General features: G+C 38.7%; 16 protein-coding genes and 3 pseudogenes. 15 read left to right on the top strand and 4 right to left on the bottom strand.

Going from position 1 to position 23535, the window contains the following annotated elements; translation table 11 throughout:
• Positions 1 to 10 precede the first annotated feature (10 nt).
• Complete coding sequence (locus R7035_RS07700; protein WP_005535462.1) at positions 11 to 232, bottom strand: hypothetical protein; 222 nt, start codon at positions 230 to 232, stop codon at positions 11 to 13.
• A 350-nt stretch (positions 233 to 582) separates the two neighbouring features.
• Between R7035_RS07700 and R7035_RS07695 the strand changes: the two genes are divergently transcribed.
• The 11 genes and pseudogenes from R7035_RS07695 to R7035_RS07645 all read left to right on the top strand — a co-directional run bounded on the left by R7035_RS07695 (position 583) and on the right by R7035_RS07645 (position 13880).
• Positions 583 to 1149, top strand: a complete 567-nt coding sequence (locus R7035_RS07695; protein WP_411913236.1) for a porin family protein — start codon at positions 583 to 585, stop codon at positions 1147 to 1149.
• Positions 1150 to 1502: 353 nt separating this feature from the next.
• A pseudogene (locus tag R7035_RS07690) lies at positions 1503 to 3983 on the top strand (SLBB domain-containing protein); the annotation flags it as partial.
• Between the two features lie 296 nt (positions 3984 to 4279).
• Positions 4280 to 5266 carry a Wzz/FepE/Etk N-terminal domain-containing protein gene (locus R7035_RS07685; RefSeq protein WP_262636035.1) on the top strand — a complete coding sequence of 329 codons (987 nt, stop codon included), beginning with the start codon at positions 4280 to 4282 and terminating at the stop codon, positions 5264 to 5266.
• Positions 5267 to 5323: 57 nt separating this feature from the next.
• Positions 5324 to 6847: an asparagine synthetase B family protein gene (locus tag R7035_RS07680; RefSeq protein WP_318146054.1), complete on the top strand. Its 1524-nt coding sequence runs from the start codon at positions 5324 to 5326 to the stop codon at positions 6845 to 6847.
• Positions 6848 to 7261, top strand: coding sequence for an adenylyltransferase/cytidyltransferase family protein (locus tag R7035_RS07675; RefSeq protein ID WP_182019182.1), 414 nt, complete (start codon positions 6848 to 6850; stop codon positions 7259 to 7261).
• 20 nt (positions 7262 to 7281) lie between these two features.
• Positions 7282 to 8316 (top strand): glycosyltransferase, encoded by a 1035-nt coding sequence (locus R7035_RS07670; RefSeq protein WP_262636033.1) that lies wholly within the window; start codon positions 7282 to 7284, stop codon positions 8314 to 8316.
• A complete protein-coding gene (locus tag R7035_RS07665; protein WP_318146053.1) occupies positions 8306 to 9514 on the top strand; it encodes an oligosaccharide flippase family protein in 1209 nt (402 codons plus the stop codon). The genes R7035_RS07670 and R7035_RS07665 overlap by 11 nt, the downstream gene beginning before the upstream one ends.
• 1 nt (position 9515) lies before the next feature.
• Complete coding sequence (locus tag R7035_RS07660; protein WP_318146052.1) at positions 9516 to 10634, top strand: CDP-glycerol glycerophosphotransferase family protein; 1119 nt, start codon at positions 9516 to 9518, stop codon at positions 10632 to 10634.
• The gene (locus R7035_RS07655) at positions 10631 to 11698 is read left to right on the top strand and encodes a glycosyltransferase family 4 protein (protein ID WP_318146051.1); all 1068 of its coding nucleotides are present in this window, start codon (positions 10631 to 10633) and stop codon (positions 11696 to 11698) included. Before R7035_RS07660 ends, R7035_RS07655 begins: the two co-directional genes overlap by 4 nt.
• Positions 11695 to 12804 carry a hypothetical protein gene (locus R7035_RS07650; protein WP_318146050.1) on the top strand — a complete coding sequence of 370 codons (1110 nt, stop codon included), beginning with the start codon at positions 11695 to 11697 and terminating at the stop codon, positions 12802 to 12804. Before R7035_RS07655 ends, R7035_RS07650 begins: the two co-directional genes overlap by 4 nt.
• On the top strand, positions 12801 to 13880 hold the full coding sequence (locus R7035_RS07645) for a glycosyltransferase (RefSeq protein WP_262636028.1): 1080 nt from the start codon (positions 12801 to 12803) through the stop codon (positions 13878 to 13880). The genes R7035_RS07650 and R7035_RS07645 overlap by 4 nt, the downstream gene beginning before the upstream one ends.
• 144 nt (positions 13881 to 14024) lie before the next feature.
• On the opposite strand, the pseudogene R7035_RS26170 reads toward R7035_RS07645, so the two are convergent.
• A pseudogene (locus tag R7035_RS26170) lies at positions 14025 to 14147 on the bottom strand (IS481 family transposase); the annotation flags it as partial.
• A gap of 1200 nt (positions 14148 to 15347) precedes the next feature.
• Here R7035_RS26170 and R7035_RS26165 point away from each other — a divergent pair.
• Positions 15348 to 15483 (top strand): annotated as a pseudogene (locus R7035_RS26165) (IS66 family transposase); the annotation flags it as partial.
• 606 nt (positions 15484 to 16089) lie between these two features.
• On the opposite strand, the gene R7035_RS07635 reads toward R7035_RS26165, so the two are convergent.
• Together R7035_RS07635 and R7035_RS07630 are read right to left on the bottom strand one after the other, a co-directional pair.
• Positions 16090 to 17097: a sugar transferase gene (locus tag R7035_RS07635; protein WP_017820724.1), complete on the bottom strand. Its 1008-nt coding sequence runs from the start codon at positions 17095 to 17097 to the stop codon at positions 16090 to 16092.
• A 239-nt stretch (positions 17098 to 17336) separates the two neighbouring features.
• Complete coding sequence (locus R7035_RS07630; protein WP_318146049.1) at positions 17337 to 18653, bottom strand: MBL fold metallo-hydrolase; 1317 nt, start codon at positions 18651 to 18653, stop codon at positions 17337 to 17339.
• A 1148-nt stretch (positions 18654 to 19801) separates the two neighbouring features.
• Here R7035_RS07630 and R7035_RS07625 point away from each other — a divergent pair.
• From R7035_RS07625 to wecB, 3 genes are all read left to right on the top strand, one after another.
• Positions 19802 to 20932, top strand: coding sequence for an ISAs1 family transposase (locus R7035_RS07625; protein ID WP_203346727.1), 1131 nt, complete (start codon positions 19802 to 19804; stop codon positions 20930 to 20932).
• Positions 20933 to 21135: 203 nt separating this feature from the next.
• Positions 21136 to 22215, top strand: a complete 1080-nt coding sequence (wecA, locus tag R7035_RS07620) for a UDP-N-acetylglucosamine--undecaprenyl-phosphate N-acetylglucosaminephosphotransferase (RefSeq protein ID WP_065274082.1) — start codon at positions 21136 to 21138, stop codon at positions 22213 to 22215.
• 184 nt (positions 22216 to 22399) lie between these two features.
• Entirely contained in the window at positions 22400 to 23524 is a 1125-nt protein-coding gene (wecB, locus tag R7035_RS07615; RefSeq protein ID WP_262602457.1) for a non-hydrolyzing UDP-N-acetylglucosamine 2-epimerase, read from the top strand.
• Positions 23525 to 23535 lie beyond the last annotated feature (11 nt).

Below are 23535 nucleotides of genomic sequence, written 5' to 3'. Positions count from 1 at the left end.
CAAAACGAAATTAGTTAGTCGAAGTAGAAGTAGAAGTAGAAGTAGAAGTAGATGTTGAATCGCTATCTGACGCTGCAACTGCTACTACAGTTACTGCTGCTGCTGCACCTACTGCTACAGCTGTTGTGCCTGTTGCAGATGCAGAAGCTGCTCCTGCTGAACCTGCTTCTTCTGCTGCAAATGCAGTTGACGCGCTTAGAGCCATAAGAATAGCTAGAGCTGTATTCTTCATTATTAATCCTTGTATATCCGGTATAAAAACATCGATGTTTGGTAGCATAAAAAATGCTCCAAAGTACATTTTAGATAAAAAAACCTTAGCATGTAAATAGTTTCTTATTTTGCTATGGCTTTCGATCTCATTTCTAACACCAACGTGACATAGCGCGGTTATCTTATTCCCTTACTTGCTGATAAAACATCAAGCGTGCATAATTTGGCGGCCTGCTTATCTCAGTATAACTAAAGTGTTTGGAGGGAGCTGGGCGTTTTAATGTAGAGAAAGCGATACAGTGGCTAACGCTCAACGCCGCCGGGCGGTAGCGTGCCAAAAAATCAATAATTAATGAGTCTTCGAGGTGTATGTTGAAGTCCGTAGCACTCATTATTACCAGTACTAGGAACTTTTACGTGATAAGAAAACAGCATTGTTTAGGAATACTTAGTGTACTGGGCTTAAGCCTGAGTTCTTTTTCAGCATCTGCAGATTTTTACGCAGGTGCTTTAGTAAGTTACTCAAATGCCGAATTGAAAAGCTCACTTTCTGAGTCCGTGAAAGAGGGAAGCCCTTTTCTTCTAAGTGCACAAGCGGGGTACTTCTTTAACGATTATATTGGTTTAGAAGGACGCTATGGAACATCAGTTCAACGTGATAGTGGACTTGCCGTTGATAGTGCGATGAGTGGTTTCTTGAAGCTAAACATGCCTGTTTCAGAGCGAGTTGCACTTTACGGTTTAGCAGGGTACTCGAGCGTTCAACTTGACCTGAAAAATGTAGGCTCTTACAAAGAACAAGGATTCAGTTTTGGGTTAGGTATGCATTACGCTTTGAACAAGCAAAGCGCAGTTGTGTTTGAGTTCGTTGATAACGTTTCAGAAGACCAAGTTCGCCTTAACTCGATTACACTGGGTTTCCAACATAGATTCTAATTTAAATACCTAGAACTCAAATTTGAGCGCTAGGGCCTTTTATTCAATTATTATAGTGGCATATCATGTTTAAAGGATATCTCTCCATTGCCGTTTGTGTCTTGGCAAGCATGTTTGCGTCTTATTCGACTGCGCAAACACCTACTCCAGAACAAATAAAGATGTTTCAGAACTTACCGGCAGACCAGCAGCAAGCACTGGCGAGTAAGTATGGCTTTAGTATTCCTTCAGGTTCATCCTCTCAGTCTACGTCATACTCAAATCCGCAAGTCATACAACCTCGGCTTCAACTAAGTGGGGCTAGTTCTACTGAACTAGAAAAAATATGGGATGCCAAGAAAGAGGATGATGAATTACGACGCTTTGGCCTTGAACTCTTTGCCGGATCTCCAAGTACCTTTGCTCCGATCAGTGATGTTCCAGTTCCAGCGAATTACACTGTGGGTGCTGGTGATGAAATCATTGTGCAGTTGTTTGGTAAGGAGAACGAAACACATCGCTTACGTGTAAATCGCGCAGGAACAATCAACTTTCCTTCTCTTGGTCCGATAAATGTTGCAGGTATGCACTTTTCCGATGTTAGAGACTCTCTAACGCAACGTGTAAAAGAGCAAATGATAGGTGTTCGTAGTGATATCTCATTAGGTGAACTACGTACTATGCAAGTATTTGTCATGGGTGACGCATATAAGCCAGGAGCGTACACGGTTAGCGCATTAACAACAATATCACAGGCTATCTACTATAGCGGTGGCTTTGGTGAAAGTGGGGCACTACGAGATATTCAACTTAAGCGTGACGGAGAAATTATTCGTAAGTTGGACATGTATGATCTGTTACTAAAAGGTGATGCGAGTGATGATGTGCGCTTACTTCCAGATGATGTTGTTTTAATCGGCTCTGTTAAAGAGACTGTGTCTATAGAAGGCGAGATTAACCGTCCTGCAATCTACGAGGTTAAGCCGGGTGAAACTTACCAACAACTTATTCAAATAGCAGGTGGTTTTACTGCCAATGCGTATAAAGAACAGTTAGAAATCAAACGTTATGCAACGCATGGGACTCGTGAAGCGGTCACTCTCGATTTTAGTAAGAGTCAAGATAAGCAAAGCAAAGTAAAAAATGGCGATGCTATTAAAGTCTTGAAAAAAAGCGAAGAGCTTACTCGATATGTTCAAATTGAAGGGGATGTCAGACACCCTGGGTATGTAGAGTGGCATCAAAATCTACGTATCGCTGATTTGTTTAAATCTGTTGACTCCGCATTCAATGCGACTGCTGATGTTAACTACGCCGTTGTTGTTCGAGAAGTAAATACTCAACGTGATATCGAAGTATTTCAGATCAATCTCGCGAATGCGATTTTATCTCCTAACAGCAAAGACAATATGTCTCTGCGTTCTCGTGACCGAGTTCTAGTCTTCAACCGTTTCAATAACGAAGATTTAGATACACTCGCTAACGATGAAGAAATTACAAAAGCGAAAACACTCGAGCAAGCCCAAAAACAAGCGGAGATGGAGCAACAGAAAGAACAGCAACAGATGAGCTCGTCGGTTGCAATGGTTAATAACCCAGCAGGTTCGGTAATCGCAGGCAACAATGCGATGACTAGCAATAATCAGCAACAAACTAATTTTAATAACCAACAGAATCATGTTGGCTGGAACCAGCAAGAAAAAGAAGAAAGAAAAATCATTTTCCGCGGTAAAGAGATTACAGAGGAAGACTTTGAAAAGCTGAAGCAGAATACTCGTCGCACTTTACTTGCACCCGTATTGCTGCAGCTCCAACAACAGTCTCGTTTAGGTTTAGCCCCTCAAATTGCTGAAGTATTTGGTGAAGTGAAGCACCCAGGTCGGTACCCAATTACACCAAGAATGACGGTATCAACGCTGATTGAAGCTGCTGGTGGTTTGACTTACAACGCATTCACAATCAATGCAGAACTAGCACGAACCGCGATTAACAGTGCAGATGAACGTGCATACATTGATGTTGAACGTATTGATTTGCGTAAAGCAATCCAAGGCAATGCTTCAGACGATGCAATTATCGTAGGTCGAGATCGTTTGAACATCCTCGAAAAGCCAAATGTGAAGCTACAAAGCACAGTCACTTTACAAGGTGAAGTTCGCTTCCCAGGAACTTACACGACCCGTCAGGGGGAGACATTGAGTGAGCTTTTGGAGCGTGCAGGAGGATTGACCGAATTTGCACACCCTCAAGGTGCAATATTTACTCGTGAAGCTTTACGTCTACAAGAGCAAAAGCTACTGAACCAATATGCGGCAGATATGCGTGCAGAAACTGCGAAGAAAACATTCAGGGCTGACAGCAATATTGGCTCAGTAATTACCGACCCTCAGAAAACCCTAACTTTTGTTGAAGAAGCAAGCAAAAGTAAGGCTCTGGGTCGTATGGTCGTACAGCTCAACCGTATTCTTGATGGCGAACGTTCAGCAGACTTTATGCTCGAGGATGGAGACTTCCTCTTTGTTCCTACCTTCCGAAATACGGTATCAATCATGGGCGAAGTTCAGGTTCCAATTACTTACTTGTTAGACAACAAACTCGATGTGGACGATTACCTAAACAAAGCGGGTGGTGCTAAAAAGCAAGCAGACGAAGATCGTATTTTTGTTGTGCGTGCAGACGGGTCTGTTTACAAGCCTTCTTCTGGTTATTGGTTTGGGAATAATCAAGAGGGATTAAAAGCTGGCGATACTATCGTTGTGCCAATTGATACCGATTATCGTGATGCATTAAGCACATGGACTGCAGCAACGCAAATCTTGTATCAAACTGGTGTTGCGATTAATGCGTTGAAATAACACGACAAGTTAATAGAGATAGCTTGACGAGAATTGTAAATTCAATAATAGCAGAGCTTATGTGACAGTTGAGTTCACTCAAGCTCTGCTATATGAACGCTCACAATCTCCCACGGTAAAGACTATTTGGTGCAATCTTTTGGTTTTACATTGATGTAACTAGTCGTAGTGAATCAAAGCAAGATTGAGAATCTAGTCACCACGGGACTTAATTTTGAAAAGAAAAATCGCTCTATCAAATTTCACCAATCTCTGGATTCAATAAATCGAACTCCAGGGCTTAGGATCAAAGAACAATGGAACCACACAAAGAACATCCACAACATTACTTACCTTACCCACCACATCCCCAGCAACTAATAGGTGACGAAATCGACCTACGCGAATTTTTAAAAGCCTTATGGAAAGGCAAGTGGATCATAATCGTAACAACATTTTTATTTGCTGTTGGTTCGGTTCTTTACGCATTGAATCTTCCAAATATCTATAAAGCAGATGCACTATTAGCACCAGCTGAAAGCTCGAATGGTGGTGGTTTGTCAAAGATGGCTGGCCAACTTGGTGGTTTGGCTGCATTAGCGGGGGTAAACCTTGGTGGAAGTGATACTTCTCAAACTGATTTAGCAGTGCAAGTAATGAAATCTCGTCAGTTTATTGAAACATTTATCAGTAAGCACGATTTGCTCATCCCTGTGATGGCAGCAAAAGATTGGGATTTGGTGAACAATAAACTCATTCTTGATGATGACCTTTATGACTCAAGTACTGGTAAGTGGTTACGAAAGCCTGATGGGTTAAGGGGCGCAAAACCAACTTCACAAGAGGCATTTGAGGTATTTAGAAAAGAAATTCTAAATGTTAACCAAGATAAGGACAGCGGCTTATATACAATATCAGTAAAACATTATTCGCCTTATGTTGCACAGCAATGGGTCAATTGGCTGGTTAAAGATATAAATAAGGTAATGCGTGAGCGTACGATTGCTGAAACTTCTCAAAACCTAACTTACTTAAACAATCAGCTACAAAAAACAGCTGTAGCTGACATGCAAAGTACGTTCTACAAATTAATAGAAGAGCAGACCAAAAGTTTAATGTTAGCTGAGGTACAAGACGAGTTTGTTTTTAAGGTTGTTGACCCTGCAGTGGTGCCAGAGGTAAAGGATAGTCCCAAACGAGCACTAATTTGTATTGTATTCAGCTTTGTTGGACTTTTACTGGGAGTATTGTTTGTCCTGTTCTCTTTCTTGTCTATAAAGGGAAAGAATAAAAGCGATATTTAGTGTTGAAGTGTTTGTTTCAACTTTATCAATATATTTATAAGTGTTGAGTTTAATTTTATGTGTGGTTTTTTTATTACTAACAATATTTCTGTTGGGAAAGCTGACGAAAGTCATATTGAAAATAAATTAAGGTTTAGAGGTCCTGACTGTTCTTCTGGATTACTAGAACACGGCGGGTGGAAAGCATACCACGCTCGTTTGTCTATAATTGACCCTGAAACAGGCACTAACCAGCCTATGTATGATCGGTTAGGTGGTATGCTAGTCTTTAATGGAGAAATTCTTAATTTTAAAGAGCTTGGAATTAAACACTTCAAAAAGAAATTCACTAGTGATACCAAGTTATTAAGAGAGTTGATTGTAAGTAATAAGCTTGAACTTAATGAACTTGACGGTTTTTTTGCCTTTGTATATATAGATAAATTTGGTGAACTCAAACATGCAGTAAGAGACCCATTTGGAGTAAAGCCTTTATTTTTCTATCGTGATAATGATAGCATTTCGTTTTGTTCTGAGCCCGCTTTGCTGAAAGATTTATTTGGCTCCGATGTCAATGAGGACTCTATTGAAGAGTACTATGCTACGAGAGCACCAATATTTTCAGGGTCTTATTTTAATGACATTTATTCGGTTGAACCTGGTAGTTGCTATATAAATGGAAAGTATTTTGATTGTCTAGATTATATTGAAAAAGAATACGAGCATATTTCTATTGAAGAAATTAAATCTTCTTTACTAAAGGGACTAGAAACTAGATTAATTTCTGATGTTCCCGTTGCGCTTCTTTTAAGCAGAGGTGTCGATAGCAACATACTTAGAAAATTAGGAGAAACAAAATTTCAAAACTTTTATAGTATTGGTTTTGAGGGTGATGAAGATATAGAATATATTAAAAAAGAAAAAACAAAAAAAATTAAAACTATAACTTGCACACCAGATGAATACAAGGCGGCTTTTGATTACCTCATTGAATTGAGAGGTGAACCAATGTCGGTTCCCAATGAGGTATTGTTATACCTTATATCAAAGAAAGCTGCGAATGATGGAATTAAGGTTCTACTATCGGGAGAGGGTGCCGACGAGTTTTTTGCAGGTTATGACCGCATATTTAAATGGGCGCAAAATCAAGAGAAGTTTGATTTAGATGAGTTTTTAAATAAATATTGTTATATCCCTCCACAAAAAAATAGCAAACTATACAACAAGTTTGAGGCTTTATTTGAAGAACTTGAGCTGAATAGTGTTTTTGAAATGGTTCGCTGGTTCTTTATCCGTTACCACATGCCAGTTCTTTTTAGAAGATTAGACTTTTCTCTAATGGCTGCCGGGGTTGAAGGAAGAGAGCCGATTGCCAATATGCATACGTTTGTAAAAGCTGTAAAAATTTCTCCTGAAAATCTTATGGGGAATGAGTTAGGTAAAGTACCACTCAGGGAAGTTTTAAGTTCTTACATGGGAAGAGAGTTTGCTTACGAAAAGAAAGTAGGTTTTCCAGTTGATTTAACAAAGATATTTGAAAATGAAAACAATTTAAGTTCTTATGAACTTTGGTTTAAAGAAAATTTAAAGGTACTGCAGTAAATGATTATTGGCTATACGAGTGGTGTATATGACTTATTTCATGTGGGTCATGTTAATATTTTGAGAAATGCGAAATCAATGTGTGACAAGTTAATTGTTGGTGTAACAGTCGATGAATTGGTTGCGTATAAAGGTAAGCAGCCTGTAATTCCATTTCATGAACGAATCGAAGTTGTTCGAGCGTGTAAGTATGTTGATGTGGCAATTCCGCAGAATAATATGGATAAGGCTGCGGCTGCGAAAAAAAATCATGCTAGTTACCTATTTGTTGGTGATGATTGGTATGAAACAGAAAAATGGAAAGAACATGAAGAAGAGTTAGATAGAGTAGGATGTAAAGTAATTTATTTTCCTTACACCAAGGGAACATCTAGCACTTTAATAAATAATACATTGATTAATTTGAGAAGCTAATTTGCGTTGATTGATGAATTATGAAGTTTCTACATATCATTACAAAGTCTGAAGTCGGGGGGGCTCAAACTTGGGTAAAGAACTTAGCGGAGCTTTACCCGGAGCATTCTCACCTTTTGTTGACGTCTGAAAATGGTTGGTTGTGTGAACAAAGCTGCTTTGATGACCGATTTTTAATAAAAGAAATCAATTCATACAGTATGATTTCCTCAATATTGAAAATAAGAAAGGTTATAAGAGAAACATCCCCAGATATTATTATTACTAGTTCTGCAAATGCTGGTCTTTATGGGCGCTTAGCTGCTTATTTATCAAGGAAAAAGGTTGTCTATATATCTCATGGATGGTCGTGTTTATACAATGGAGGTGCATTTAAAGTATTATTCACATTGATAGAAAGGCTAATGTCAAAATTGACCGGAAATATCATTTGTGTTTCAAATAATGACTATCAGCTTGCTTTGAATAAAATTGGAATAAGTAGTAATACTATGGTTTGTATTCCTAATAAAGTACCAAAACCAATAGTTAAGAATACTATCAATAAATATGGTATTGACAAAAATAAAGTCAACCTTCTTTTCTTAGCAAGGCTAGCTTATCCTAAAAGAGTGGATCTACTTATTGATTGTATTAAGAAAAATAATGTAGACAATGTCATGTATCACATTGTTGGTGATGGTCCGCAGTATGACTCCCTGAAAAAATGCGCTTGTAAGAACATTATCTTTCATGGGGCAATTAGTGGTTTTTCTGATTTTGAACTTTTTGATGGTCTAATACTATTATCTGATAGTGAAGGTTTGCCTATGAGCGTCTTAGAGGCTGGAGCTGCAGGTATTCCACTGCTTCTTAGCAATGTTGGTGGATGTCCAGAGCTAATAACATCTAATGGTATATTAACTGAAAATAATATAACTGATGGCTCTAAAAACTTAGCATTGTTTATTGATAATTTAAGGGAATACAGTGAAAGTGCAAAAAAGTTAAGTGGGTTTTATCAAATTGAGTCCAGTAGAGAAAAATACAACGAGTTTTTGCTAAATGAAGTCTAGGGTCTATTCAAATACGATTGCGTTAGTATTCGTTCAGTTGGCAAACTATTTATCGCCTTTGTTAGTTCTTCCTTTTCTTACAAGGACATTTGGGCCTGAAGGTTTTGGCGAGTTAGCTTTAATCTTTTCGATAATGGCAATATTTCTAATCTTTACTGATTATGGTTTTAATATTGTATCCCCTTATAAAATTGCGAAGCGACAGTCAGATAAAAATTATATATCCATGTACGTGTCAAATGTTATTTTGGCAAAGCTTTTTATATACTTACTATGTGGGTTTGCTTTAGCAGTTCTATGTTTATTTACTAATGTTATTGAAGTCGATCTAGATGTATACTTATATGTACTTCTGGGCGTTTTTTTTCAATCAATTCAATTAAATTGGTTCTATCAGGGAATTGAGAAGTTAAAAATACTAACTTTAGCTACAGTTTTTGGCAAGGTTTTTTATTTAATTTCTGTGATGTTGCTTGTTGATGATAGTAGTAAAAGCTTAGTTGTGTTTTTATATTCTATTAGCTTTGGTGTAAGTTCTACAGTCTTATGGTTTTGGTATTTTAAAAATGGTTATCATTTTCATATTAAAGGCTGGAAAGAGAATGTATTAAAAGAAGCTTCTGAATTTTTTATTTCTAGAGCATTTGTTGCTCTATACACTAGCTTCAACACATTTATTATTGGTAGTCAGGCGGGATATCTACAGGCTGGATATTACTCATCTTCTGAAAAAATATATCAGGCTGGGCAGAGTTGTTCGATGCCGATCACTCAAGCGATATTCCCACATTTATCTAAAACGAAAGACAGAAAACTATTCTTAAAAATGTTTTTTTCAGTACTTTCATTAGTTATTTTTGTTGGTTTATTAGCTCTTTATTATTCTAACTACATAATTTTATTTTTATTTGGGCACGAGTTTTTAGCTGCCAACTCAATATTAAGAATCTTCATAATTGCAGGAATGGTTAATTTTGTTGGTTCATTTTGGGGTTACCCTGCTTTTTCATTAATTGATAGATTAGATGTTGCAAATAAATCTGTAATGGTTGGAGGGGGAATCCATGTTGTAGTGTTAATATACTTGTTCTTAACCGGTAACCTTAATGCTTTAAACGTAGTTTGCTCTGTACTTTCTGTGGAATTTATTGTCATGTTAATTCGTATTTTCTCATTTTACAAATTAAGGGAAAGATAAGTTGAAGAATTTTTTTCATATACTTTTATCTATGATTTCACATCTTGCACCCAAGAGAAATATAATATTATTTAACAGCGGGAAACTTCCATCTGATAACCCTTACGCCCTTTATCAATATATATTATCTGATGTAAGATATAGCAATTATGTATTTGTCTGGTATGTAGAAAAAGGGGCTGAAAAAAGCAAGATACCATTAGATATTAAAAATGAAAAAAGATGTAAGATAATTTCAAGCAAATTAAAGTTAGAATATTATAATGTTATATGTAAGGCAGTTATTCACTCACATGGTTGGGCATCAAGAAAACTTTATCCTAAGAAGCTCCCAATTAGTGTCAACCTTTGGCATGGACTACCAATAAAAAAAATTGGGCTTGATGTTAGCTCGGAACAGAAAATATATAAAGATGATTATTTTATGATCTCTAGTGAATATTTTGACAGGTTCTTTTCGAGTTCAATGAACGTTGAAAGAGATAACATCGTTCGTTTAGGTCAGCCGAGAAATGATTGGCTTTTTTATAACGTTGAAAATAAAACGGAACGTTATGTAGTGTGGATGCCTACTTTTAAGAAAAGCATGTACGACAACAGAGTTAATGATGGTATTAATGAGTTAAATAAGGTTTCCTTTCTTGATTTCAAGAAAGCTGATAGGTTAAATAGGGAACTTAGCAGATTTGATATAAAACTATATATTAAGCTTCACCCTTTCGATACGCTTAATTTAGCTGATTTTCCAGTTCTTTCTAATATTGAGGTTTTAAAGTCAACAGATGTTCGAATATCTGGTGACAAATTGTATAAGTTTTTAAGCTCATCTTCTGCTCTAATTAGTGACTACTCTTCGATAGTTTTCGATTATGCTTTGTTAAATAGACCTATTTGTATCGATAAGTTTTCATGCGATACGTATAGTAGAGAACTATATTTTAAATTCGATGATGTTATATCTAATTATTACACAGTGACAAATGTTGAGGAGTTAGAGAAATTTATTACTAATATAGGGAAGCATGAAAATACTAAACTTACCTCTCATGTTTCTATTGTAGATAAACATGGAGAAAATTCAAATTCGATAGCTGAATTTATATTAGGTAAATTAGAATGAAAAAAAAGATTTGTTTTTTTGTAGGCGGAGTTAGTGCTGCTGGAGGTACTGAGAGAGTTGCATCTTTAATTGCTAATTCTTTGATAGATATTGGCCTAGATGTAAAGGTTATAAGCCTAGATGGAACTAATGAACCATATTTTTCTTTAAATGCGCCTATACTTCCGTTAGCGATAGATAAAGGTATTAATAGACATTTTTCTATTATTCAGTCTGTACGGAGAATCGTTAAATCTGAAGGGTTTGATGTTTTTATCGATGTTGATACGATGTTATCGTTTTACAGCGTTCCTTCTTTAGTTGGATTGAATGTTAAACATATATCTTGGGAGCATTTTAATTTTTATGTCAACTTTAACCTTTTTACAAGGCGAATCTCTCGTTATATCGCTGCGTTGTTCTGCGATCATATTGTAACGCTTACAAAAAAAGACGAAGGCTATTGGAAGAAAAATACTTTTGGGAAGGCAAAAATTTGTACAATTCCTAATCCATTGCAACAAATTCCTCTAGGTGACACTTATAATAAAACCCCCTCTCTAGAGCATAAGACAATATTGGCCGTTGGTCGATTAACTTACCAAAAAGGCTTCGATTTACTTCTCAAGGCATGGGGCTTGGTTGATAAACAAGATTGGTCTTTAAAAATCGTTGGAGATGGAGAAGACCGCGCAAGCTTAGTTAAGTTGTCTGATGAGTTAAACCTTAACTCATCGGTACACTTTTTGCCGGCAACTAAAAATATTGATGTCGAGTATCGTTCTGCTTCATTTTTTTGCTTATCTTCTCGATTTGAAGGGTTTGGGATGGTTATTCTTGAAGCGCTTAGCCATGGGCTGCCTGTGGCGAGCTTTGATTGCGATGCCGGTCCTTCGGACATGATTATCGAAGATAGAAACGGAAAGTTAGTTCCTTGTGAGTCCATTGAAGATTTGGCTTCTGTTCTGACCACGTTTTTAAACATGTCAAATGATGAATATGATTATTTCTCTAAAAATGCTCAAGAAAAAAGTCGTGATTTTTATATAGATAAAATTCGAGAAAGCTGGCTTTCTATCTTATGATTATTGTATTTTTTTATATCCTTTTTTCTGTAACAGCTTTAAATTCCCCAGTGACGGTTTATGGCACCCAAATAATCGGCTTTTTATCAATATTTCTTCTCTCTATTTTATTGAGAATGAGAATTAATATTAGATTGAATTTTTTGTTTGTCGGTATATTTTTGGTGATACTCTTTACGACAAAACTAAATTCTATTTATGGTGAATATACAGGAATATTGTGGTTGAATGCTATGCGAAGTTCTTTTTGGGTTTTTATAGCATTTAACCTATATGCTTATATAAAACATCAACCTAAAGATTCTTTAGAACGTTCGTTAAAGATTATTATTTTAATATCAGTATTTTTTGTATACACCCAATTTGTTTCCTTTTATGTTTTCCACTTTAACTTTGATTTGAGCACTCTTTTAGGGGGGGTACCTGCCAGATCGGGTAGTGGGCATATATATAGACCTGTAGGTTTAACAACTGAGCCTGCTATCCATTCAGGATTTATGCTTGGTATGTTGACTCTGTACTACATTTGTAGGAACAAGGTGGATTCGGTTGCCATGTTGGGCTTATCTAGCTTGTTTCTGAGTATGTCAGTTTTTGGCATCATTGCTGCTTTGATTTTCATCGTTGTTACATGTTTCAACTTTAGGTCATATGTGTCGATTATAATTGGATTGCTCTTGCTAATAACGTCTTTTTACTTTGTTTTTGATATATTGCAAAGTCGACTAGATTTATTTTTAAGCGGAGGTGATGGTAGTAATAACGTCAAAGTTACAATTCTAAAGGATATAATCTACAGCAATGTTATTAGTTTGATTGGTTTTGGTTTTGTTGGCAAAACGGGTGACGCTCCACTTTATTATGAAGCCCTTTATGATATGACATTACCAATTAATCTTATTGTACTATTTGGTATGCCAATTGGGCTTATCGCACTTTCTGTTACTTTTGTATTGTTTGTTAAGCTTCAATTTAATTTGAGAAGTAAGGTGCTTATCGCTTTAACACTACTCAAAGTTTCTTCCTTAACATCAATCTTCTTTCCTTGTTTTGTTTGTATTTTATATTGTTTAAATAATCATAAATTAAAGAGTTCTTTAAAATGAAAATAGTTTTTGTTCTCACCGGTTTGGGGATGGGAGGAGCCGAGGTTCAGGTATGTAACTTGGCAAACTCTTTAAGTAAACTTGGTCATAAGGTAACAATAATAACTTTAATTGATGAGGCTAAGGTTTTACCTGACACTAAAGTTCGAGTTATTTCTTTAGGGATGAAAAAAAATATATTTTCTGTTTTAACTTCTTCTCTAAAACTAAGAAAGTTGATTGGCGAAATTTCTCCAGATATTGTTCATGCTCATATGTATCATGCTAATATCTTAACTCGCCTAGTTCGCATTATTTCTCCTATTAAAAAACTCGTTTGTACAGCTCACAATACTTATGAAGGAGGAAAGTTGACGGAGTTCTTGTATCGTCTCACAGATCGTCTTTCAGATATCACCACAAATGTGAGTCAGGAAGCTTTAGAGCTTTACATATCTAAGAAAATGATAAGTAAAGAAAGAGCTCAACTAGTATATAATGGGATTGATATTAATCGATTTGAATCTAGTGACTCAGATAGGGAGGAAACTCGTAAAGAGTTAGGGCTTTCTGCAAATCAGACCGTGTATATAAATGTCGCTCGGCTAACAGAGGCGAAGGATCAGGTCAATTTACTTCAGGCTTTCAATCTAGTTTCTGACAAAAACTCTGCTCTTATTGTTGTTGGTAGTGGGGAGTTAGAGAAGAAGCTACGTGACTTAACCAGCGAGCTTGGATTATCCAGCCGAGTGCTCTTTTTAGGGATGAGAAATGACGTTCCTGCGTTGTTATCATCTGCTGATATTTTCGTTTTGTCTTCTGAGTGGGAAGGTTTTGGATTAGTTGTAGCGGAAGCTATGGTGAACGAAAAACTAGTTGTAGCAACAGATTGTGGAGGAGTAAAGGAGGTAGTAGCTGGGCATGGGGTGTTAGTTCAACCTAAAGATTCAGAAATGTTAGCTAAATCGATGAACGAGTTAGCTCGTTTGCCTTCAGATGTACGAAGCAAGAAGTTGCTTGCAGCAAAACAACATATTGTTAACACATTTTCTATTGATAATGTAACTCAAAATTGGTTAAAACTTTATTCGTCATAGGTTTACTACTTCAGACCTTAACTGAGACTGCCCACTTGTTGGCTCGGTGCTTGTCAGATTACATCTGGGCTAGATCTTGTTTAGTCCAGACTGATTACCCAATCTCTAATGCTTCTACAGGTGTTCTACGGCAGTACCTTTTTTACGATTACTCTTGTATTGCTCCATCCATTCATCTAAATCTTTTTGTAATTCTTCCATTGAACAATACAGTTTATTTCTGAGTGTCACTTGGTAGAACTCATTGGATATGGTCTTGTAGAAGCGTGCAGATAGCATTTATCTACGACGATATCGCTTTAGCTTTCGCGTGGTTGAAATTTGAGACCACACAGGGTATCCACAAAAACTCTCCCCATCAATAGGCATGGACATCATTATCGATTGCTTCCCTGATACTCGTTTTTAATCGCACTCAGTCTGACATCGATGTTCATGGTATCCCTTGTTGCTTAGAATAAGTCTTTGATATTAAGTATTTTAAAGTGTTGTCGGTCCCAATTTATTGGACTACATTGGCGCTCTTAAGGGACAATATTACGTTAGCCTGCGAAAATCCAATCACCGTTCAAAGAACAGCTCGACACAACGCTTTCTGTTAGCGCGATTGGTGAAGCACAAACAAAAGTCGCTTCAATGCAGACGCTATGGCATCAAGTAATAAAGCGAGCGCTTTTGATTCATGCTGATAAAATCTCTCATCACCTAGGTGATAAGGAAAGCCTTAGTTAGTGTTGGTCAGTGGTCAGTGGTCAGTGGTCAGTGGTCAGTGGTCAGTGATAATTTTTTCTTTGAACTAATTCTTTATTCGTTCTCGACCTCAACAGCGAAAGAGATGGTAGATGAAAGCTATACAGGTATTGTTGTCATACTGCCCATATATGAGCCGGGTGCACAAGCAACAAAATTGTTCGACCACTGGTTATGTAAAAGAAGTATGTGTGATGGTCAAATGATGCCGGGAAGATTCAAACTGCTGCTCAAACATAGAGAGATTATGGGGTTTCCCAAAGGAAACGTCAAACCCCTTAACCAATAATGAAGCTGAGAGAAATTTGAGAGACTTTGTGACTTAAAGGAAAATCAGCTTTGGAGAGATTGCCGCAGCAGGTGATAAATTTCTTAGTAGGAGCCATTCGCTCATTGAAACATGCAAAGAGCATGCTTTATCAGAAATGTCGGTTGCTTGGCAGATGCACGATGTAAGCTCATCGAGGCTAAGAAGCTTCAAGGGAAAGGGAATGCGGATAAAGCTCAGTCTACAACCCAGAAGCTCCGTAGGGTAAAGTGACTCTCCAAAGATGCATCTTCCGAAAAACGAAAGAAGAACGTCAACATAATATTAAGCCGATACTGGATGAGGTTCCGACAAGTTGTAAGATCTAATCCATTAAGTAATAAGATAAGGTAAACGCGAGAGGAATAGCCGAAGTGCATTTGCTACATTGATGATGTTCACTTATCTATTCTATCGACAACAATCGCTATGAACGTGCAATTAAACCGCTGGTCATTGGCAAAAAAAACGGCTGTTTTAGAACGCCGTAAAGCGACCGCGATGCTTTACAGTATCATAGATACTGCGAAAGTAAACGGTCTGGTCCTATATTACTAGATGCTCTGTTGTATTAGGGTGACTAAATCCGAGACTGTTATCTATACACTCCGAGCTCGGAACTCCACTAGCATTATCGCCCATGTTTTATGGGACGTTTACGAGATGAATATATCGAATTTGCATAGCTCGCGCTCGTTTGAACTTGCTGGTGAACTGGAAAGTCAATGACGTACTTAAGAACGGGCTGTTTAGCTTCACTTATGACACTATCCTTCAGGTTTGGTGTCCTTTGGCTTTGGTGAATTAGAACATCGATACCACCGGTTGCGACGAGCTCTTACTAACCGTAGAAAGTGTATCTGGACACACCCATTACTTTAAGGTTTTTGATACGTTGCGGAGGTCTTCTTCAAGATGGGGAAGGCCAGTTTCGTGTTCGAATATTGTATTGTTAGTAAGAAGTATGAGAGCTACCTTTAATCTTATTGCCTTTGGTTTCAGATTAAGCATCTTTAATCAAAGTGGATAACTCTCTTTTTTTCAAACTGAAAGGGCAGCTCCGATCTGAGCTAAGACATACTGGGTTTACCTTATTAAAGAAGCACTGTCATGAAATACAAAATACCCTCTTTATAAACCCGTTGACGGCTTTTACCTACCCATCCCAAATAACACCGTTTTGACTGTAAGGAAAAGAATCTTCACTTCCATCATCCAGTTTTGGTGTTTGATATAGTAGACATCGTATTTATGCTTCCAAATAGCGTCTTCTACCGATGCGCCGTAAGGATATTTTACTTGAGCTAGGCCAGTGACCCCAGGTTTAACGGCGTGACGAAAGCGATAGTAAGGAATGGCTTTTTCCAACTCAGAGATGAACACTTCACGTTCTGGGCGAGGGCCAACCATCGACATCTCTCCCTTTAGTACGTTGATTAACTGAGGGAGCTCATCAATGCGAGTTTTACGAATAAAACAGCCGACTTTCGTTACGCGCGCGTCATTTTTTGTTGCCCATTGGGCTCCGTTCTTTTCTGCATCGTTCCGCATCGAGCGAAACTTAATCACTTCAAACTCTTCATTATACTGGCCGGTACGACGCTGTTTAAAGAATACCGGACCTGGCGATTCAAGCTTAATGAGTAGTGCCGTAATAAGCCCTACTGGAATAGCAACCCATGACAGCATGAAAACAAACAACAGATCGATGAAGCGTTTTTGCCAGCTGTTCTTGCGATTAGAAAGGATAGAAAAAGCTTTTTGGTGTAAGAAGTAGCCGCTGTGCAAAAGCTCCGTTTCAGTATATCCGAGTGAACGGTCAAAATAGCTCACTAATGGCTCAACCCAAGCACCTAGCTCTGTCGCCGCGACAAGAAACGCTTGCTGTTCAGGATCTAGATGCGAGCTTTTGAAGTGGCAAAGCGTTTTGCTCTTGAAGTCTCTAAGAGAATAGTTATTAACCTGAGCATTAATCTCAGGATGCCTCTTAAGTACTTGAGCAATTTTTGCTTCGTCTTCTTTTGGACAGTAGATATAAAGGCAAGCATTTGATTCACTTGCGGATAACTCGTCCAATGCTGATGTTATGCTGATAGAATTATGCTTAGTTAATTCAGAAGCTTCTCGTTCTTGAAGCGTGTCGCTCATACTGTCTGTCATAGGAATGGAATAAGTTGTTATCGACTAGCCAATTGCTTACAAGTCGGCGATTATAATTTATTTCGTATAGAAATTATATCCCTGAATCCAGAACATGCTCATAACTTTGTTAATTTTCTTGAACCTGAGTCCTTGTTCATGACTTGTTTTTGAATCTTGACGTAACTATATCAATGAATTCGACAAACTATGTTTGCGATATATTATATTGCCTCGAAATTAAATGATTGTTCATTTCACTATATAACGCAGTTATATCCGAGGGTTATCAGTTGTTGATAAAGCGATCTTTTCGACTCTTGTTCACCATGAATAAGGTGAACTTCTTTCGGAGGAGTAGGAATACCAGAAACAAACTGTATTAAATCGTCCCTATCCGCATGTGCAGAGTAACCTGACATGGTATGTACTTGAGCCTCCACTCTAACGCGCCTTCCTTCAATCAGTATGTTCTCTTCTCCATCCTGAATTCGCCGACCTAACGTCCCTTCTGCTTGATAGCCTGCAAATAAAACATCATTTCTTTTATCTGGCAGCAATGCTTCTAAATAATTGACGACACGTCCACCTTCACACATACCAGAGGCCGCAACCACGATAGCAGCTTCTGCCGTGCTCGCGAGTCGATTGACGAGCTTTAAATGGTCAGTGTGGCTTTCGATGGTAATACATTGATCAAACGCAAGAGGGTGTCGGTGATGCTCGAGCCGCTCTTTCGCTTCAGCTCCCCAAAGCTTTTTAAATTGCCTATAGGTAGTAGTTACCTTTTTAGCCAAAGGAGAATCGAGAATAATAGGCAGAGAATCTTGCAAGGCGTGCTCATGAATAAGCTGTTCTATATCAAACAGTAACTCTTGAGTTCTCCCGACGCTAAAAGCAGGTATAACAATTACGCCACCATCCTGAAGTGCATGCTCAACAATAGAAAGCAATCGCCTACTACGAGACTCAACATCTTCGTGAACTTTATTGCCGTATGTTGACTCGATAAACAAATAGTCTGCTTTTTCAGGCGATACCGGGTCAGGTAGGAGAGGCGTGTTACGAGGTCCCAAATCCCCTGAGAACACAACAACTTCATTGTTTGATAAATGAAACTCAACATATGCAGACCCTAAAATGTGTCCTGCTGGTTGAAAGCGAAGATAGGTATGTTCTTCTATCTCTATCCATTGGGAGTAAGAGCAAGGGCGAATAAGCGTTCGAATAAAATCGAGCAAGCTGTCCCTTTGATGGCGCCTCATGCCTAACTGGAGCTTTAATCCATCTTCTAACATAAGCGGTACGAGCTCAGCGGTGGCTTCCGTACAGTAGATAGGCCCCTTATAACCTGCAGCCAATAGCCAAGGTAGCCGACCAACATGATCGATATGAGAATGGGTTAGAACAACCGCTTTGAGATCAGAGATAGAAAAGTCGATATTCAAACTCTCCTGCTGAGCATTATCTTGACCTTGTAGCAAACCATAGTCGATCAGCACACTTCCATTTTGTAATACGAGCTCGTGACAAGAGCCAGTAACCGTATTTTTCCCACCGTGGTGCAGTACTTTCATAACGAAACGACGCCTTTCCTTTGTTAACCCACGCTTACGAGTATTTGCTTTTATATAGCGACACCTCGCGACGTAAAGACGGCTCAGTCAATCGCGCAATGAACAAGGTAAGCAGAAAGTGATGAATAAGTGAGCGTATTGTAGGCAAGGATAATGAGAGTTAGAAAACAGCAAAACCGAAAGTTTAGAGAGACTTAGATATTCGTCATAAATTTGACTACGTTTCATTGCAACCGCTTGTGATGCAATTCATATTATTGCAACTATTTTCATTTAAGCTTTTGGAATCAGCGTCACTGGCTGTTTAGTGCTCGCTGCGTAAATGAGTGTCTGATAATTATAATCTTATAAAACACGCCACATTTATGACGGAATAAGTGTCAGAAAAAAGACATTTTTTTGTAAGCTTTTTACACGTTCTACTTTTAGTTGCAACGTGTTTACTATACAATTCGTCTCCTGTTTGGAAATGCAACCGTTCACATTACGTGCAAAAACTTGCTTCTAGGAGCCAGACCTAGGGGCGGTAGCGTGCCCAAATCATCGGTGAAGCCTCCTTCCTAATAAAAGAAAGAGGTCAAACTAAAGAATGTTCAATAATAATAAGCACCTAAGTGCATTTCTGGCAAGATTGATTTATAAAAAACGAGAACTATTACAAATTTATGTAATTCCCTTTTGTCAGAGGGACGCTCAAAGCTAACAAAGTGGCGAGCAAATGTTGGTTAGGCATAGGTTACAATTTAAATCTCCATTTCTCATACCTATCAAAACCAAGCACTAAGCGTGTAGAAGTAGTTAACTGTCGGCCCAAACCGTTAGTTAGCATATACAAGCTTTGTATTTGGCCTGCCTATAAAAAGCTATGAACCCGTGACCGTCATGAGCGAGTATCGGAGTGATTCAGTTACTTACATATCAATATTAAAAATTAGCGTTTGCTGTGCGTTACAACCCATGTTGTCTAATGTGGTCAGGGCAATCGCATGAAAGTTCCCATTTTTAAAGGGCTCTCGTCAAATTAGTATCTTCTAATTTACAAGGCGTTTCTTCTACATTCATCACAACATTGGAAACTCATTAAGGATCAATTTGTAGATCATTTTGAGTGATTTTGAATGGTTCTGTAACTTAAACGGAGCCAGATTATGACGACAATAACGAACCCATTTATGCATTTCGAAGTGATAAAAGATTACCGTCAAGCCGCTAAGGTAGAACACAAATTGTCAGACATTATTTTATTGACGATCTGTGGTGTGCTATCCGGTTTTGATACCTGGGAAGGTATCTGTGATTTTGGTGAAAGCCGAACCGATTTTCTTAAGTCATTGGGTGATTTTGACAATGGCATTCCGTCGTCAGATACCATCGCTCGCGTCATGGGCATGGTGAGCCCGTCAGCGATGCAAAAGGCATTCATCAGTTGGATGAAAGATTGTCATCAAATCACAGATGGCGAAGTGGTAGCAATCGATGGAAAAACCGTTCGCGGTTCTTACAATAAATCTGAAGAGCGCTCAGCAATTCATATGGTGAACGCCTTTGCCACGGCGCAAGGTCTTTGTCTTGGGCAATCTAAAGTTGATTGCAAAACCAATGAAATTACAGAGATCCCCAAGTTGTTGGAATTGCTAAATATATCTGGTTGCTTAGTGACGATTGATGCAATGGGTTGTCAGAGAAAAATCGCCCAAAAGATAGTCGATAAAAATGCTGATTACTTACTTGCAGTGAAAGGAAATCAAGGTTCACTGGAGAAAGCGATAGGTGAGTTTTATCGCCCCTCAATGCTGCAGGGATTTGCAGAGGGAGACAGCTATGCGAGCCAGGAAAAAGGGCATGGGCGTGAGGAAACACGCTGTGCATTAGTGACGAATGAGCTGTCATTTTTAGGTGATTTAGAGCATGAATGGCCGGCGCTAAAAAGCGTGGGTATCATGGTTAATATGCGTAAAACAGAAGGGTCCGCGACAGAGGAAGATATGTCGGTTCGCTTTTACATCAGTTCAAAGAAACTTAGTGCGAAAGAACTGCATGATGCAACGCGTTCTCACTGGGGAATCGAGTCGATGCACTGGCAGTTGGATGTTAGTTTCAGAGAAGATGCATGTCGCATTCGAGTCGATGATCGCGCAGAGGCTTTTTCAAGGATCAGACAGGCGTGTTTGAACCTTTTAAAGCAAGAAACGAGCTTTAAGGGAGGCATTCAACGTAAACGAATGAAGTGTGCGATGGATGTAAACTACTTAAGCAAGGTTCTCAGAGCCCTTGAATAACGAGGATGTTCATGCGATTTCCGTGCTAATGTGGTTTTGTCACGCCAAAAAATCACCTGCTTGTTCTTGGGTTCGGCTTATTCGGATATGAGCGAAAAAGAATCAGCAGTATCGGACCTGTGATGCAATGGAATCCGTAAAGGGAATCAGTCGGATGCGTTATAGATTTACTTCAAACTTATTTAATAACACAGTTGGCTATCATGAATAATGCATATTTATTTGTATTTATTTTGTCGTTCGTTCTACTTTTTGTTATGCGCAAGGTCGCTAAGCACGTAGGTCTAGTAGATAAACCCAATGCAAGAAAGCTTCACCAAGGTGTGGTGCCACTTGTAGGAGGGATCTCCATTTTCTCTACTATATTGGTGGGGTTCCTTCTGTTCTTACCAATGAATGACAACCTATCACTCTACTTATCTTGTTCGGCTGTACTCATCGTGCTCGGCGCATTAGATGACTATTATGATGTAAGTTTCAAAATTCGCCTTATTATCCAAGCAGGAATATCCCTTGCGATGATTTACATCGGAGGCCACAGCTTACACGATTTAGGCTACTTAATGGGAAGCGAAACCATTGCCCTGAATGAAGTTACTGGCGCGGTGATCACCGTGATTGCGGTAATAGGCGCCATTAACGCATTTAATATGGTTGATGGTATAGACGGCTTGCTGGGCGGGTTAGCCTCTGTCACCTTTACAGCATTAGGTGTTGTATTTGTCTACAACGGAAACGAATACTTAGCCACGATCTGTTTATTGATCGTGACTGCGATGCTCCCTTATATCTTCCTGAACTTAGGTTTCCCACTTGGTCGCCGCTTTAAGATCTTCATGGGTGATGCAGGCAGTATGTTTATCGGCTTTACCGTGGTCTGGATGCTGATTCGCGGCACGCAAGAACCAGGAGCTGTAGCCTTCAAGCCAGTCACAGCACTATGGTTGATAGCTTTACCGTTGATGGACATGGCAACCATTATGATCCGTCGTATTCGTAAAGGTCAGTCACCATTCCAACCAGACAGAGAGCACCTACATCATATTTGTCAGCGTATCGGGCTTTCTCCAGGTGCTACGTTAATTTTCATCTGTTCGTTGGCATCAACTTGTGCCGCTATCGGTTTGTGGGCTGATTTTGTTGGCATTAGTGAATCAATAATGTTTATTGCTTTCTTGATTTTGTTTACGTGCTATTTTTCGGTAATTAGCCATATTTGGCGCATTTCTTCTTGGTTCAATAAGCTATTTCATACTTTAGGACTGCAGTTTACGTCTAAGTAGAAGTTAAAAAGCCTATTGGGGCGGTTTTAAGAAAGTAAGTATAATCTAGGTTTTATAAGGGATAGCCAGCAACAGGGTGTCTCAAAATGAATAAAAAGTGTCTCAGTATGTTTTTATTACTGAGGTAAAAACTCACAAAAAAATCACTTCTTTAATTTCACCTGTCGGTTGAGAATTTCATAAAATGACTAAGAAAAAAATCCTTACGGTTTTTGGCACGCGCCCAGAAGCCATCAAAATGGCACCTCTTGTTCATGCTCTAGCGGCCGATGATCGCTTTGAAGCCAAGTGCTGCGTGACTGCTCAGCATCGTGAAATGCTAGACCAAGTATTAGAGTTATTTGAAATCACTCCTGACTACGATTTGAATTTAATGAAAGCAGGTCAAACACTCAATGAAGTGACGGCGCGTATTTTGTTAGAGCTTAAACCCGTACTAGAAGAATTCAAACCTGATGTGGTTTTAGTGCACGGTGATACGGCAACAACGTTTGCTGCGAGTTTAGCGGCATACTACGAGCAAATCGCCGTCGGCCACGTGGAAGCGGGCCTTCGTACGGGCAATATTTACTCCCCATGGCCGGAAGAAGCTAATAGACGTTTAACTGGTGTTCTCACTCGTTACCACTTTGCGCCGACAGAAACGTCCAAACATAATCTGCTTCGAGAAAATTTTGAGCCGTCGTCTATTCAAGTGACAGGGAATACCGTTATAGATGCGTTGCTATTGATTCAAGAGAAAATCGAAAACAACTTAGACTTAAATGCTACGTTATCTGAAGAATTCAAGTTTTTGGACCCATCTAAAAAACTGATACTTGTTACAGGACACAGAAGGGAGAGTTTTGGTGGAGGCTTTGAAAGAATCTGTGAAGCTTTGGCAAGAGTGGCCAAAGAACATAAGAACGTTCAAATTCTTTATCCAATGCATTTAAACCCAAATGTTAGAGAGCCGGTGAATCGTATCCTTGGCGATATAGAAAACATTCTACTGATCGAGCCTCAACAGTACCTTCCATTTGTTTATTTAATGACAAGAGCAAACATCATTTTAACTGACTCAGGTGGTATCCAAGAAGAAGCTCCCTCGTTAGGGAAACCAGTTCTTGTGATGAGAGACACGACGGAAAGACCTGAAGCAGTTGAAGCGGGTACAGTAAAGCTGGTTGGAACAGATGTAGATATTATCACAACTGAGTTGAGCAAATTACTTACAGAGAGTGATGCATACGACCAAATGAGCTTTGCACATAACCCTTATGGTGATGGATTAGCTTGTCAAAGAATACTAGAAGAATTAGCAAAATAATTGGGAAAATT

This window comes from Vibrio sp. 1731, from assembly GCF_033339955.1.
Taxonomy (GTDB): domain Bacteria; phylum Pseudomonadota; class Gammaproteobacteria; order Enterobacterales; family Vibrionaceae; genus Vibrio; species Vibrio alginolyticus.
Note: the sequence above shows the minus strand (reverse complement) of the source record. Positions and strands in the feature narration are given on the sequence as shown.